The sequence below is a fragment of the Pseudomonas sp. Ost2 genome (genome assembly GCF_018326065.1).
Lineage (GTDB): Bacteria > Pseudomonadota > Gammaproteobacteria > Pseudomonadales > Pseudomonadaceae > Aquipseudomonas > Aquipseudomonas gingeri.
Map to the genome: position 1 here is coordinate 5,937,645 of NZ_AP021904.1, position 12,613 is coordinate 5,950,257.

The following is a 12,613-nucleotide window of genomic DNA, read 5'->3' on the forward strand; positions in this document are numbered from 1 at the left end:
TGCCCCATGAATGCCGCCAAACGCCTGGAGATTTTCCGCCGGCTCCACGAGGACAATCCAGAGCCCAAGACCGAACTGGCCTACTCGTCGCCGTTCGAGCTGCTGATCGCCGTGATTCTTTCCGCCCAGGCCACCGACGTCGGCGTGAACAAGGCCACGGCCCGGCTATACCCGGTAGCCAATACGCCCGAGGCGATCCATGCGCTGGGGGTTGAGGGCCTGTCCGAGTACATCAAGACCATCGGCCTCTACAACAGCAAGGCGAAAAACGTCATCGAGACCTGCCGTCTGCTGATCGAACGCCATGGCAGCCAGGTCCCGCAGACCCGGGAAGAACTCGAAGCCCTGCCCGGGGTCGGCCGCAAGACCGCCAACGTGGTCCTCAACACGGCCTTTCGGCAACTGACCATGGCGGTCGATACGCATATTTTCCGAGTGAGCAACCGGACGGGGCTGGCCCCGGGAAAAAATGTGGTGGAAGTGGAAAAGCAGTTGATGAAATTCGTGCCAAAACAATACCTGCTCGACTCCCATCACTGGCTGATCCTGCTCGGGCGCTACGTCTGCCAGGCCCGCAAGCCGCGCTGTGGCAGTTGCCGGATCGAAGACCTGTGCGAATACAAGCACAAGACATCCGACGATTGAGCCGCTATTGCTTTTATTGATAAGTCGATTGAAAAAATCTTTTTTACCCGACAGGTAATTATCGTTATAAGGAGCGCCAACGGCAGTCTTAGCCCGGAGTTGACTTTATGAGTACCGATAAAGAAGCACTGGATGTAGAGGACGACCTGATGCAGGTCGATTCGGACGAAACAGAACCTCCGGTGGAGGTAGCGAAGACCAATCTGAGCAAGCGTCGCACCATCGACAACCTGCTGGAAGAACGCCGCCTGCAAAAGCAGCTGGCTGATTACGATTTTGACCTGTAAGTGATGTAGATCCCCCCTCAAAAGCCTCCTTATCGGAGGCTTTTTGGCTATGACGACTCGCCTGCCGTACCGCCTTCATGACCCTGTGGTCGTCAACTCTCCCTGCACATTGCCCGAATGGTGCGCCTGTTCGTCTCAAACCAGGCCATTGCGCTGCGCGAGTTCGATCAGGTCAACCAGTGAGCGGGCGTTCAGCTTCAACAGCAAGCGGGTCTTGTAGGTGCTGACCGTCTTGTTGCTCAGGAACATCCCATCGGCAATTTCCTTGTTGCTCTTGCCCCGGGCCAGTTGCTGCAGGACCATCATTTCCCGACCCGAAAGCCGGTTGACCATGTCCGCCTCGCTGGCATTGCCCATGCTGGAGCGCACGGTATGCAACGCCTGGTTGGGAAAATAACTGTAGCCGGAAAGAACGGCCTTTATGGCACTCAGCATTTCGGTAAGGTCCTGCTGCTTGCACACATAACCGGCGGCACCCGCCTGCATGCAACGCATGGAGAAATGGCCGGGAGCCTGTGAAGTAAGTACCAGCACTTTGAAAGAAAGCCCCATGGAAGTTAGGCGGGCAATGACTTCCAGCCCGTCCAGCTTGGGAATTCCTATATCGAGTATAACAATATCCGGTGCATGCTCTCGCGCCAGTTGCAAGGCATCCACGCCGTTATCCGTCTCCGCAATGACTTCGTAGCCATGCCGTTCCATCAGCATGCGTACGGCAAGGCGAATGACGGGATGATCATCCACGATCAGCACTTTATTCATGGGCAAGTCCAATTTTCGCTGTTCGAATTTTCAGAGTCAGCACAATAGCCTAGTCACAACCTCCTGGGCATAGCGCCTACCCCGAGCAGTACCAGCCAAAGACCTTCCCTACAAACAACAAGGATTTGCCCTACAAAAAAAGCACTACAAGAAAAGTGCTGTTTTCAGGAGCGAGGTGACAATCGATTTATCCAACAGTCAGGAACGTTACCTCATAACCCTCTGGTCCGCTGCCCGGATGCAGCTTCAATGATGCTGGAGAAGATACGGATAAACAGGGTAGACAAACATCTGCATACAAGACGCTACCCGTCACGGATAAACATTAGAGACGCCAGGCGCCGGATGTCTAATGGTTTTCTGCAACAAGAAATAACCCTCCTCCTTCCACACACGCCGGAGATCATCAATGGTGCACGACCGCCGCCCGAGGTTCGAAAATCCCAGGCCCACGACAGATAAACACTGTCCCCATCGCGCCATTGTCGTCATCCGGGCCAGAAATTAAACACCCAAGGCTCGGCATGGTTTCCTTCAAGTACCGGCCTGACATCTCATGAGAAAATGCTTTTGAATAGGCATGATGCGCATTTGAATAGCGGATTGCTCACTCCGAAAAACTCCTGATATATTGAAAACAGCAGCTCTTTCGACTTCAAGTAAATACCACCAAAACATTTAAATCCATCACCTCCCAAACTAAAGGAAACGTACTACGCGGCACAGGGAATACTTACCGAACTTTTAAAATCAGCCTTTCCAGAAAAAAACCAAACAATTGAGCGGCATATTTTTCTTGCAAACCATATGCTCTACCGCTAGCTTTTTAAAAACAGGAAACACCATAACAACTGACTTTTTCAGACGAGAAAGTCACGACGGCCTATCCCCCTTTACGAGCAGGCTATACTTTATGAAGAACACCACTATAAACAAACAGAAGAACAACTATAAACCCCATGATCTCGAGCTCGCCATCACCGAGTTCATCAAGCGTGGCGGAACGATAGAGCCTGCCCCGGCAAAAGAAGCAAGCCGCGGCGATGCTGAAATACCAGCCCCAGTGGAAACAGAAGTCGATACAAAGGAAGAATATGCAAGAAAAGTTGAGCTACTGAAAAACCTCATAACAAAAGGTGCGGGAATATCCGCCTTGCAATACTCATTAAAAATGAATAAAGGAGAGATAAGAAGGATCGCCCAGGAACAGGGACTGAGAATCCCCCATCGCCGTCCATTGTCCACGCCGCGGAAATACCGAAGTACTCTTTCAGAACCTGCCGGCTCACTCGCCGATGATGTAGTCGCCGGGCACGCCATGCATTACGCGGCACTGGGATACACCGCCATGGAGATTGCCCAGACGCTGGAACTGACCGTCCGCCAGGTATGGGAGTTGGGCAGGAACTATCGATTCGAACTCAAGCATCATCGAGACGACCCAAGGGAATGAACAGCAGGTTTGATCCTTGATGAAGAAAGCCTCTCCCCAACCCGTCTCCCGCCTGACCCCTCTTCTGTCCGTGCGCACGCCCCTGTGCTCCCCTGGCGCCATCGGAGCAGCGCTTGCCGGGCAAAAAAAACCCCGACCTGCCGGCCGGGGCTTTTCATGCAAACAGGCGGATCAGAACAACTTGCGTCCTTTGTTTGCGGCAATGCGCATACGCAATGCGTTCAGCTTGATGAAGCCTGCCGCGTCAGCCTGGTTGTAGGCGCCGCCGTCTTCTTCGAACGTCGCGATATTGGCATCGAACAGCGACTCGTCGGACTTGCGCCCGGTAACGATCACATTGCCCTTGTACAGCTTCAGGCGAACCACACCGTTCACGTGGGCCTGGGAAGCATCGATCATCTGTTGCAGCATCAGACGCTCAGGGCTCCACCAGTAGCCGGTGTAGATCAGGCTGGCGTACTTGGGCATCAGCTCATCCTTGAGGTGAGCGACTTCGCGGTCCAGGGTGATCGATTCGATCGCCCGGTGCGCGCGCAGCATGATGGTGCCGCCAGGGGTTTCGTAGCAGCCGCGGGACTTCATGCCCACATAGCGGTTCTCGACGATATCCAGACGACCGATGCCGTGTTCGCCACCGATGCGGTTCAGGGTCGCCAGCACGGTGGCCGGAGTCATCTCGACGCCGTCCAGGGCGACGATGTCACCGTTGCGGTAGGTCAGTTCCAGGTACTGCGGCTTGTCGGGAGCGTTCTCCGGGGAGACGGTCCAGCGCCACATGTCTTCTTCGTGCTCGGTCCAGGTATCTTCCAGCACGCCGCCTTCATAGGAGATGTGCAGCAGGTTGGCGTCCATGGAGTACGGGGACTTCTTCTTGCCATGACGCTCGATCGGGATCGCGTGCTTTTCAGCGTAATCCATCAGCTTTTCACGGGACAGCAGGTCCCATTCACGCCATGGCGCGATGACCTTGACGCCTGGCTTGAGGGCATAGGCACCCAGCTCGAAACGCACCTGGTCGTTGCCCTTGCCGGTCGCGCCGTGGGAAATGGCGTCGGCGCCGGTTTCGTTGGCGATTTCGATCAGGCGCTTGGCGATCAGCGGACGGGCGATGGAGGTACCCAGCAGGTACTCGCCTTCGTAGACGGTATTGGCACGGAACATCGGGAAGACGAAGTCACGCACGAACTCTTCGCGCAGATCGTCGATATAGATCTCTTTCACGCCCATGGCCTGCGCCTTGGCACGAGCAGGCTCGACCTCTTCGCCCTGACCCAGGTCCGCGGTGAAGGTCACCACTTCACAGTTATAAGTATCCTGCAGCCACTTGAGGATCACCGAAGTGTCCAGGCCGCCGGAATACGCGAGAACGACCTTGTTTACGTCGGCCATGCCATCACTCCACGGGGTTGTACGGAAAGGCGCGATTCTACCGGCCAAAACCATGAATTTACAGAGGCGCGACAGCTAAGGACGACAAAGCGACAGATAATGTCGAACGGGCGACGATGACAGCCGATTCAGGAAGTGGCCGCCGCGTTTCCAGCCGCGGCTGTCGGCGCCGCCTTTTCAGGCGCGGGGACACGCTCGAGATGAATGTTGACCCGGCGGTTCTTCGCCCGGTTGGCGGGGTTGGTGTTGGGGGCCAGCGGGTAGCGCTCACCATGGAAACGCATGACGATCTGCGATTCCGGGATGCCATTGGCCTTGAAGAACTCCATCACCGACAGCGCCCGTCGACGCGACAGGTCGCGGTTGGTCAGACGATTGCCACTGTTGTCCGAGTGACCGTCGAGTTCGATGTGATTGACGCTCGGGTCGGCCTTGATGAAGTCCAGCATCACCTGCAACTGGGCCTTGGCCTGGGCATCCAGATCGATGCCACCACCGGGAAAGCCGATCTCGGCCTGCTTCACCTGCTCGAAGTTCTTCGGCAGCAGCTTGGCGGTGCAGGCCTGGAAGTCGCTGTAGGCCTGGGTGAACTTCACCGGCAGCAGCCGCACCTCGGAAACCCCACCGTCCCGCGAATAATGGCGAATGACCGGACTGCGGCCATCGAGCAGGCCATGGAACAGACCACCGGCCTGGCCCTGGGAACTGTTGAACAATACATCGCCGTTGCCGACTTTCACCGACCCCAGGTTGATATCGCCGCGTCCCGGCTGCCAGGGAGCGGCCGCGGCCAGCAGGGTCGCCGAACCGCCACCGAGCACGTGGTTATAGGCTTTCAGGCGAAAGATCGCCTGCTCGCCGGCCCGGCGCACGAATTCGCCCGACCCGAAGTCGGTGATCGGCTGAGCCAGCCGGCACTCGAACTTGTCACCTTCCACCTTCCACTCGATGCTCTCCAGACGGGTCTGGAAAGTCAGCGCCATGGCGGGCAGGCTGGCGAACATACTGAGCAGGGCTAAATAACGCTGGCGCACGGGAGGCTCCAATGGTTCCACGACTTTGAGACTGGCGTACCGGTTCTACGCCATACGTTCTGGATATCGGTCGCGTGCGGCAAAACTTGATAGCGAGTGCCTGATAGAGTCTTTTCCGGTAGCATTCCCATCAGTTCGACCCGCCTGGAATCCCCAATGTCCGACCGCCTGACCCTGCTGCGTCCCGACGACTGGCATATTCATCTTCGCGATGGTGCTGTGTTACCCCACACTGTAGCGGATGTTGCGCGCACCTTTGGTCGCGCCATCATCATGCCCAACCTGGTGCCTCCGGTACGCAACGCCGCCGAAGCCGATGCCTATCGCCAGCGCATTCTCGCGGCCCGGCCGGCCGGCAGCCGTTTCGAACCGCTGATGGTGCTCTACCTCACCGACCGCACCCAGCCCGAGGAAATCCGCGCTGCCAAGGCCTGCGGCTTTGTCCACGCGGCCAAGCTCTATCCGGCCGGTGCGACCACCAACTCGGACTCCGGCGTGACCAGCGTGGACAAGATCTTCCCGGTTCTGGAAGCCATGGCCGAAGTCGGCATGCCCCTGCTGATCCACGGTGAAGTGACCCGCGGCGACGTCGACGTGTTCGACCGCGAGAAGCTGTTCATCGACGAACACATGCGTCGCGTGGTCGAGCATTTCCCGACGCTGAAAGTCGTGTTCGAACACATCACCACCGCCGACGCGGTGCAGTTCGTCAACGAGGCCCCGGCCAACGTCGGTGCGACCATCACTGCGCACCACCTGCTGTACAACCGCAACCACATGCTGGTGGGCGGTATCCGGCCGCACTTCTACTGCCTGCCGATCCTCAAGCGCAACACCCACCAGCAGGCCCTGCTCGACGCCGCCACCAGCGGCAACGAGAAGTTCTTCCTCGGCACCGACTCGGCTCCCCATGCCCAGCACGCCAAGGAAGCCGCCTGCGGTTGCGCCGGTTGCTACACCGCTTACGCAGCCATCGAGCTGTATGCCGAGGCGTTCGAACAACGCAATGCCCTGGACAAGCTCGAAGGCTTCGCCAGCTTGCACGGCCCACGCTTCTACGGCCTGGCCCCGAACAGCGAGCGCATCACCCTGGTCCGCGAAGAGTGGACCGCCCCCGCCAGCCTGCCATTTGGCGAGCTGTCCGTAATCCCGCTGCGCGCCGGTGAAAAACTGCGCTGGCGCCTGCTGGAGGAAACGCTGTGAGTGAAGACCATTTCGATGACGAACTGGAAGGCAATGGCAACTCAGGTGGCTCGCGCCACCCGATGGCCGCACGCTTTCGCGGCTACCTGCCGGTCGTCGTCGATGTAGAAACCGGTGGTTTCAACGCCGCTACCGACGCGCTGCTGGAAATCGCCGCGACCACCATCGGCATGGACGAAAAAGGTTTCGTGTTCCCCGAGCACACCTACTTCTTCCGCGTCGAACCCTTCGAAGGCGCCAATATCGAGGCCGCCGCCCTGGAGTTCACCGGGATCAAGCTCGATCACCCGCTGCGCATGGCCGTCAGCGAAGAAACCGCGCTGACCGACATCTTCCGTGGTGTGCGCAAGGCGCTGAAGGCCAACGGCTGCAAACGCGCGATCCTGGTCGGACACAACAGCAGCTTCGACCTGGGCTTCCTCAACGCCGCGGTCGCGCGACTGGACATGAAGCGCAACCCGTTTCATCCGTTCTCCAGCTTCGACACCGCCAGCCTCGCGGGCCTGGCTTATGGCCAGACCGTGCTGGCGAAGGCCTGCCAGGCCGCCGATATCGACTTCGACGGTCGCGAAGCCCACTCGGCGCGCTACGACACCGAGAAGACCGCCGAACTATTCTGCGGCATCGTCAATCGCTGGAAGGAAATGGGCGGCTGGGAAGACTTCAACGACTGATCGCTCGCCAGAGCAGCTCCCGCCCATAAAAAACCGGCCCTCAAGGCCGGTTTTTTTGTCCGTGAAACGGCGGCTTACAGCTTGCCGGCGTTCTCGGTCAGGTAAGCAGCAACGCCTTCTGGCGAAGCGTTCATGCCCTTGTCGCCTTTCTTCCAGTTGGCCGGGCAGACTTCACCGTGCTCTTCGTGGAATTGCAGGGCGTCGACCAGGCGGATCAGCTCTTCCATGTTACGGCCCAGCGGCAGGTCGTTGATGATCTGCGAACGGACAACACCCTTGTCGTCGATCAGGAACGCGCCACGGAAAGCCACGCCGCCTTCGGACTCCACGTCGTAGGCCTTGGCGATTTCGTGCTTCATGTCGGCAGCCATGGTGTACTTGACCTTGCCGATGCCGCCATCGTTGATGGCCGTGTTGCGCCAGGCGTTGTGGGTGAAGTGCGAGTCGATGGAAACGGCAACCACTTCAACGTTACGCGCCTTGAAATCGTCCATGCGGTGGTCCAGGGCGATCAGCTCGGACGGGCAGACGAAAGTGAAGTCCAGCGGGTAGAAGAACACCAGGCCGTATTTGCCTTTGATGGCCGAGGACAGGGTGAAGCTGTCGACGATTTCGCCATTGCCCAATACGGCCGGGACGGTGAAGTCGGGGGCTTGTTTGCCTACGAGTACGCTCATTGGATATCTCCTGGTGTAGTAACGTTCAGAACAAGATCGTGCGCCCAGCCTGCCAGCCTTGAGCGACAAGCCTGTGACACGATCCCGTGTCCTTGGAACCGACCATCATACACCGCGTTTTTTGACGCTCCTAAACGGTTTTTGCAAAGTCGTCCCGACACCGATCGCCAGGCGCCGGTCCCCGTTCGTCAGCCAATCGCCGAACTGACAAAAAGCTTACATAAACCACTTTGACAATCATTCTCGTTAACATTAAGATCCATGGCAATTGAGCCCTAACCAGCGACGGTTCTCACCTTATGTATGTCTGCCTCTGCACTGGCGTCACCGACGGACAAATCCGCGATGCGATCTTCGAGGGTTGCTGCAGCTACCGCGAAGTACGCCAGGCGACCGGTGTTGCCAGCCAATGCGGCAAATGTGCGTGCCTGGCCAAGCAAGTGGTACGTGAAACCCTGACCGAGCTGCAAAGCAGCCAGGCTGCCCTGCCTTACGCGGTAGAATTTTCAGCGGCGTAAATACCGCGATTCAAAGAACCGGACTTGATGTCCGGTTTTTTTATGCCTGTAATTCAATCGCTTAGCGCCGAGACGCGGAACACAAACATTCTTATTCCGATTAATTTTCATATATTATTCAATAACTTAGGTTTGACACTCGAAGTTGCCGGGATCAAACTCTGCCTTATAGACAGCTATTACAGGGCAGGACCCCATCATGAAAGGCGACAAATCAGTCATCCAGCATCTCAACAAGATCCTTGCCAATGAACTGGTCGCGATCAATCAATACTTCCTGCATGCCCGCATGTATGAGGATTGGGGCCTGAACAAGCTGGGCAAGCACGAGTACCACGAGTCCATCGACGAGATGAAACACGCGGACAAGCTGATCAAGCGCATCCTGTTCCTCGAGGGCCTGCCGAACGTGCAGGACCTGGGCAAGCTGCATATCGGCGAGAACACCAAGGAAATGCTCGAGTGCGACCTGAAGATCGAAAGAACAGGCCACAAGGATCTGAAAGAAGCGATTGCCCACTGCGAAAAGACCGGTGACTTCGGCAGCCGCGAACTGCTGGAAGACATCCTCGAATCCGAAGAAGAACACATCGACTGGCTGGAAACCCAATTGGGCCTGATCGACAAGGTCGGTATTGAAAACTATCTGCAATCGCAGATGGGCGACGAATAACCCGCCTCCAGTAAAAAGCCCCGCCCTCTTATGGAGAGGCGGGGCTTTTTTATCCCCGGCAGCGCTGGACGCTGTCCGGGGTCCGGCGAAATCAGGCTTCGGTCTTGGCCGCGGCTTTTTCGGCAGCGTCCTTGATCAGGCTCTGCAGTTCACCGTTGGCGAACATTTCAGCCATGATGTCGCTACCGCCGACCAGCTCACCGCCGACCCACAGTTGCGGGAAGGTTGGCCAGTTGGCGTACTTGGGCAGGTTGGCGCGAATTTCCGGGTTCTGCAGGATGTCCACGTAGGCGAACTTCTCACCACAGCCCATGACAGCTTGAGCGGCTTTCGCGGAGAAGCCACATTGAGGGGCATTCGGCGAGCCTTTCATGTAAAGCAGAATGGTGTTGTTGGCAATCTGCTCTTTAATCGTTTCGATGATATCCATGGAACACCTCGGCTAAACTTTCCGACTCAGTTGTCGGCACGGTGACGCATTGTATCGGAAAGCCGAGCGTGGTGCTCGGTCTCCCCGACGGATATCGCGTCTGCCTGGCCGCCTGCGGCGGTTCGCGGGCAAGCCCGCTGCCATAATGTCCGCTGCCATACGCAAACCCCAGACTCAGGCCGCCGCCACCTGCACCGGAACGCCGTTCAGCGCAGCATTGCCCGACAATTCATCCAACTGGCGCTCATCGGTCAGGTCATTGGCGCTGGAGCCCGGCTGGCCGCTGGCGATGCTCATCTGCACGCCCGGCCGGGCATGCCCCCAACCATGGGGCAGGCTCACCACCCCCGGCATCATCTCCAGGCTGGCGAGTACCTCGACCTCGATCATCCCGACCCGCGAACTGACCCGGACCCGCTGCCCGTCATCGAGCCCGCGGCTGGCCAGGTCGTCGGGGTGCATCAGCAACTGGTGGCGCGGCTTGCCCTTCACCAGCCGATGGTAGTTGTGCATCCAGGAGTTGTTGCTGCGCACATGCCGCCGCCCAATCATCAGCAGTTCGCCCGCCTCGGGCACCTGCTGCGCGGCGAAGCGCGCCAGGTCGGCGAGGATCTCCGGCGGCGCGGCCTGGACACGCTGTTCCGGGGTTTTCAGGCGCTTGCCGAGATTCGGGCGCAAAGGCCCGAGGTCGACGCCATGGGGATGCCCGGCAAGGGCCTGTACCGACAGCTTGTGCTCGGAAGCATCGCCGTAACGCCCCAGGCGCAGCCCCATGTCGATCATCTGCGCCGGCGGCATCGTCGGCTTCAGTTCCTTGCCCGTCAGCGCGGCAAACGCCTTGGCCAGGCCGACAAAGATCTCCCAGTCATGCAGGGCGCCTTCCGGCTTGGCGAGGATCGCCCGGTTGAAACGCGTGACGTTGCGCACGGCGAACATGTTGAAGGTGGTGTCGTAGTGATCGTTCTCCAGCGCCGAGGTCGAGGGCAGGATCAGATCGGCGTAGCGGGTGGTCTCGTTGATATACAGGTCAATGCTGACCATGAATTCCAGGCCATCCAGCGCCTGTTCCAGTTGGCGGCCGTTGGGTGTCGACAGCACCGGGTTGCCGGCCACGGTGACCAGCGCCCGCACCTGCCCTTCGCCTTCGCTGAGCATTTCCTCGGCCAGCGCCGACACCGGCAGCTCGCCACCGTACTCCGGCAAGCCGGAAACCCGGCTCTGCCAACGGTTGAAATGCCCGCCCGCGGTCGAGGCCACCAGGTCCACCGCCGGGCTGGTGCACAACGCACCGCCGACCCGGTCGAGGTTGCCGGTCACCAGGTTGATCAGTTGCACCAACCAATGACAGAGCGTGCCGAAGGCCTGGGTGGAGACCCCCATGCGCCCGTAGCAGACGGCCTTGTCCGCCGCCGCGAAGTCCCGCGCCAGCTGCCGGATCTGCTCGGCGGGCACGGCGCACAACGGGCTCATGGCCTCGGCCGTGAACCCGGCCACGGCCTTGCGGACGTCATCCAGGCCGTCCACCGGCAGATGGCTGTCACGGGTAAGACCTTCCTGAAACAGGGTACTGAGCAGGCCAAAGAGCAGCGCCGCGTCGCCGCCCGGGCGTATGAACAGGTGCTGGTCGGCCATGGCCGCGGTTTCGCTGCGGCGCGGATCGACCACCACCAGCTTGCCGCCACGTGCCTGGATGGCCTTCAGGCGCTTTTCCACATCCGGTACGGTCATGATGCTGCCGTTGGAGGCCAGCGGGTTGCCGCCCAGGATCAGCATGAAGTCGGTGTTGTCGATATCCGGGATCGGCAGCAGCAGGCCGTGGCCGTACATCAGGTAGCTGCTCAGGTGCTGCGGCAACTGGTCGACCGAAGTCGCGGAGAAGCGGTTGCGGGTCTTCAGCAGACCGAGGAAGTAGTTGCTGTGGGTCATCAGCCCGTAGTTGTGCACGCTGGGATTGCCCTGGTAGATCGCCACGGCGTTCTGGCCATGCCGGGCCTGGATCGCCCCGAGGCGCTCGGCGACCAGGGCAAAGGCCGCCTCCCACTCGATCGGCTGCCATTCGCTGCCGACCCGCAGCATCGGCTGGCGCAGGCGATCCGGGTCATTCTGGATATCCTGCAGGGCCACGGCTTTCGGGCAGATATGACCACGACTGAAGGTATCCAGGGGATCACCCTTGATCGAGGTGATCTGCACCCGGTCTTCGCTGGTGGTGGTTTCGATGGTCAGGCCACAAATGGCTTCGCACAGATGGCAGGCACGGTGATGAAGAGTCTTGGTCATGGCCAGTCTCTGTTTTATTCGAGGCAACCTCGCTCAGGTTGCGGGAATAGAACTATGGCCCGTGACGGATAAGCCCGCCAGCGACGTTCGTCTTGTGAATCGAGGGGCATCAGGCGAGCCGATGACGGCCGCGAGAATCAGGCCAGGGGGAGCCTGGGGGCGGGTTGCAGCTGGATTTCCTGGACGGTTTCGACCTGCTCGTGGGCGACATGCACGCCGGTCAGTTCGCCGATCAGACGCCAGTGCTCGTCGAGGCCGGAACTGATCGTGGCCATGCGGTCGATCATGCGCCGCCCGGCCGCACGGGTGACTTCGTCCTTGCTACGTAACAATTCGAAAGACATTGACGTCACGGAAGCGGTCATATGCGTCAGCGCCTGGGCGGTCAGCCTGAGCAACTCCATGAGTTGCTGTTCCTTCGATTCCATTCCAAAGCCTCCGTGTGTCTGCAATGACACATTTATAACCTAGCAGCATAGTTTAGGAAATGTTTCCGCTTGTGCCCGAGAGCGTGATGCTGCACGCAAACACCCCGACCGGAGATTCAGAAAACGACCAGAAGCCGCCTGTAGCCGCCGCCTTCAATTG

Annotated in this window: 14 protein-coding genes; 7 read left to right on the top strand and 7 right to left on the bottom strand. The window is 59.0% G+C overall.

From position 1 onward, the window contains the following. Positions 1 to 6 precede the first annotated feature (6 nt). Positions 7 to 645, top strand: coding sequence for an endonuclease III (gene nth, locus KI243_RS26245; RefSeq protein ID WP_017126306.1), 639 nt, complete (start codon positions 7 to 9; stop codon positions 643 to 645). 107 nt (positions 646 to 752) lie between these two features. Next, the gene (locus tag KI243_RS26250) at positions 753 to 932 is read left to right on the top strand and encodes a hypothetical protein (RefSeq protein WP_017126307.1); all 180 of its coding nucleotides are present in this window, start codon (positions 753 to 755) and stop codon (positions 930 to 932) included. Positions 933 to 1,067: 135 nt separating this feature from the next. Here the strand turns inward: KI243_RS26250 and KI243_RS26255 are convergent, their stop codons facing one another. Then, entirely contained in the window at positions 1,068 to 1,694 is a 627-nt protein-coding gene (locus tag KI243_RS26255) for a response regulator transcription factor (RefSeq protein WP_017129960.1), read from the bottom strand. A 913-nt stretch (positions 1,695 to 2,607) separates the two neighbouring features. Here KI243_RS26255 and KI243_RS26260 point away from each other — a divergent pair. Then, positions 2,608 to 3,147, top strand: a complete 540-nt coding sequence (locus tag KI243_RS26260; protein ID WP_042935326.1) for a hypothetical protein — start codon at positions 2,608 to 2,610, stop codon at positions 3,145 to 3,147. A 171-nt stretch (positions 3,148 to 3,318) separates the two neighbouring features. On the opposite strand, the gene KI243_RS26265 is transcribed toward KI243_RS26260, so the two are convergent. Beyond that, complete coding sequence (locus tag KI243_RS26265; RefSeq protein WP_007938916.1) at positions 3,319 to 4,536, bottom strand: argininosuccinate synthase; 1,218 nt, start codon at positions 4,534 to 4,536, stop codon at positions 3,319 to 3,321. 128 nt (positions 4,537 to 4,664) lie between these two features. After that, a complete protein-coding gene (locus KI243_RS26270) occupies positions 4,665 to 5,570 on the bottom strand; it encodes an OmpA family protein (RefSeq protein ID WP_017126312.1) in 906 nt (301 codons plus the stop codon). Between the two features lie 156 nt (positions 5,571 to 5,726). Between KI243_RS26270 and pyrC the strand changes: the two genes are divergently transcribed. Together pyrC and rnt are read left to right on the top strand one after the other, a co-directional pair. Further along, positions 5,727 to 6,773: a dihydroorotase gene (gene pyrC / locus KI243_RS26275; protein ID WP_017126313.1), complete on the top strand. Its 1,047-nt coding sequence runs from the start codon at positions 5,727 to 5,729 to the stop codon at positions 6,771 to 6,773. Further along, entirely contained in the window at positions 6,770 to 7,447 is a 678-nt protein-coding gene (gene rnt, locus KI243_RS26280) for a ribonuclease T (RefSeq protein WP_017126314.1), read from the top strand. The genes pyrC and rnt overlap by 4 nt, the downstream gene beginning before the upstream one ends. A gap of 74 nt (positions 7,448 to 7,521) precedes the next feature. Here the strand turns inward: rnt and KI243_RS26285 are convergent, their stop codons facing one another. Further along, the gene (locus tag KI243_RS26285; RefSeq protein WP_017126315.1) at positions 7,522 to 8,124 is read right to left on the bottom strand and encodes a peroxiredoxin; all 603 of its coding nucleotides are present in this window, start codon (positions 8,122 to 8,124) and stop codon (positions 7,522 to 7,524) included. A 299-nt stretch (positions 8,125 to 8,423) separates the two neighbouring features. On the opposite strand from KI243_RS26285, the gene KI243_RS26290 reads away from it, so the two are divergent. After that, complete coding sequence (locus tag KI243_RS26290; protein ID WP_017126316.1) at positions 8,424 to 8,642, top strand: bacterioferritin-associated ferredoxin; 219 nt, start codon at positions 8,424 to 8,426, stop codon at positions 8,640 to 8,642. Positions 8,643 to 8,841: 199 nt separating this feature from the next. After that, positions 8,842 to 9,315: a bacterioferritin gene (gene bfr, locus KI243_RS26295; protein WP_017126317.1), complete on the top strand. Its 474-nt coding sequence runs from the start codon at positions 8,842 to 8,844 to the stop codon at positions 9,313 to 9,315. 91 nt (positions 9,316 to 9,406) lie between these two features. Here bfr and grxD read toward each other — a convergent pair whose 3' ends face one another. The 3 genes from grxD to KI243_RS26310 form a co-directional block, all read right to left on the bottom strand. Continuing rightward, positions 9,407 to 9,745 carry a Grx4 family monothiol glutaredoxin gene (gene grxD / locus KI243_RS26300; RefSeq protein WP_017126318.1) on the bottom strand — a complete coding sequence of 113 codons (339 nt, stop codon included), beginning with the start codon at positions 9,743 to 9,745 and terminating at the stop codon, positions 9,407 to 9,409. A 174-nt stretch (positions 9,746 to 9,919) separates the two neighbouring features. Further along, positions 9,920 to 12,025 carry a molybdopterin oxidoreductase family protein gene (locus tag KI243_RS26305; protein WP_212810065.1) on the bottom strand — a complete coding sequence of 702 codons (2,106 nt, stop codon included), beginning with the start codon at positions 12,023 to 12,025 and terminating at the stop codon, positions 9,920 to 9,922. 137 nt (positions 12,026 to 12,162) lie between these two features. Beyond that, entirely contained in the window at positions 12,163 to 12,453 is a 291-nt protein-coding gene (locus KI243_RS26310; RefSeq protein WP_212810066.1) for a hypothetical protein, read from the bottom strand. Between the last annotated feature and the right edge of the window lie 160 nt (positions 12,454 to 12,613).

Excerpts from the sequence above, each read along its gene's own strand:
- nth (WP_017126306.1), top strand. The coding sequence starts at position 7 with ATGAATGCCGCCAAACGCCTGGAGATTTTCCGCCGGCTCCACGAGGAC.
- KI243_RS26250 (WP_017126307.1), top strand. The coding sequence starts at position 753 with ATGAGTACCGATAAAGAAGCACTGGATGTAGAGGACGACCTGATGCAG.
- KI243_RS26255 (WP_017129960.1), bottom strand. The coding sequence starts at position 1,694 with ATGAATAAAGTGCTGATCGTGGATGATCATCCCGTCATTCGCCTTGCC.
- KI243_RS26260 (WP_042935326.1), top strand. The coding sequence starts at position 2,608 with ATGAAGAACACCACTATAAACAAACAGAAGAACAACTATAAACCCCAT.
- KI243_RS26265 (WP_007938916.1), bottom strand. The coding sequence starts at position 4,536 with ATGGCCGACGTAAACAAGGTCGTTCTCGCGTATTCCGGCGGCCTGGAC.
- pyrC (WP_017126313.1), top strand. The coding sequence starts at position 5,727 with ATGTCCGACCGCCTGACCCTGCTGCGTCCCGACGACTGGCATATTCAT.
- KI243_RS26285 (WP_017126315.1), bottom strand. The coding sequence starts at position 8,124 with ATGAGCGTACTCGTAGGCAAACAAGCCCCCGACTTCACCGTCCCGGCC.
- KI243_RS26290 (WP_017126316.1), top strand. The coding sequence starts at position 8,424 with ATGTATGTCTGCCTCTGCACTGGCGTCACCGACGGACAAATCCGCGAT.
- bfr (WP_017126317.1), top strand. The coding sequence starts at position 8,842 with ATGAAAGGCGACAAATCAGTCATCCAGCATCTCAACAAGATCCTTGCC.
- grxD (WP_017126318.1), bottom strand. The coding sequence starts at position 9,745 with ATGGATATCATCGAAACGATTAAAGAGCAGATTGCCAACAACACCATT.
- KI243_RS26305 (WP_212810065.1), bottom strand. The coding sequence starts at position 12,025 with ATGACCAAGACTCTTCATCACCGTGCCTGCCATCTGTGCGAAGCCATT.
- KI243_RS26310 (WP_212810066.1), bottom strand. The coding sequence starts at position 12,453 with ATGGAATCGAAGGAACAGCAACTCATGGAGTTGCTCAGGCTGACCGCC.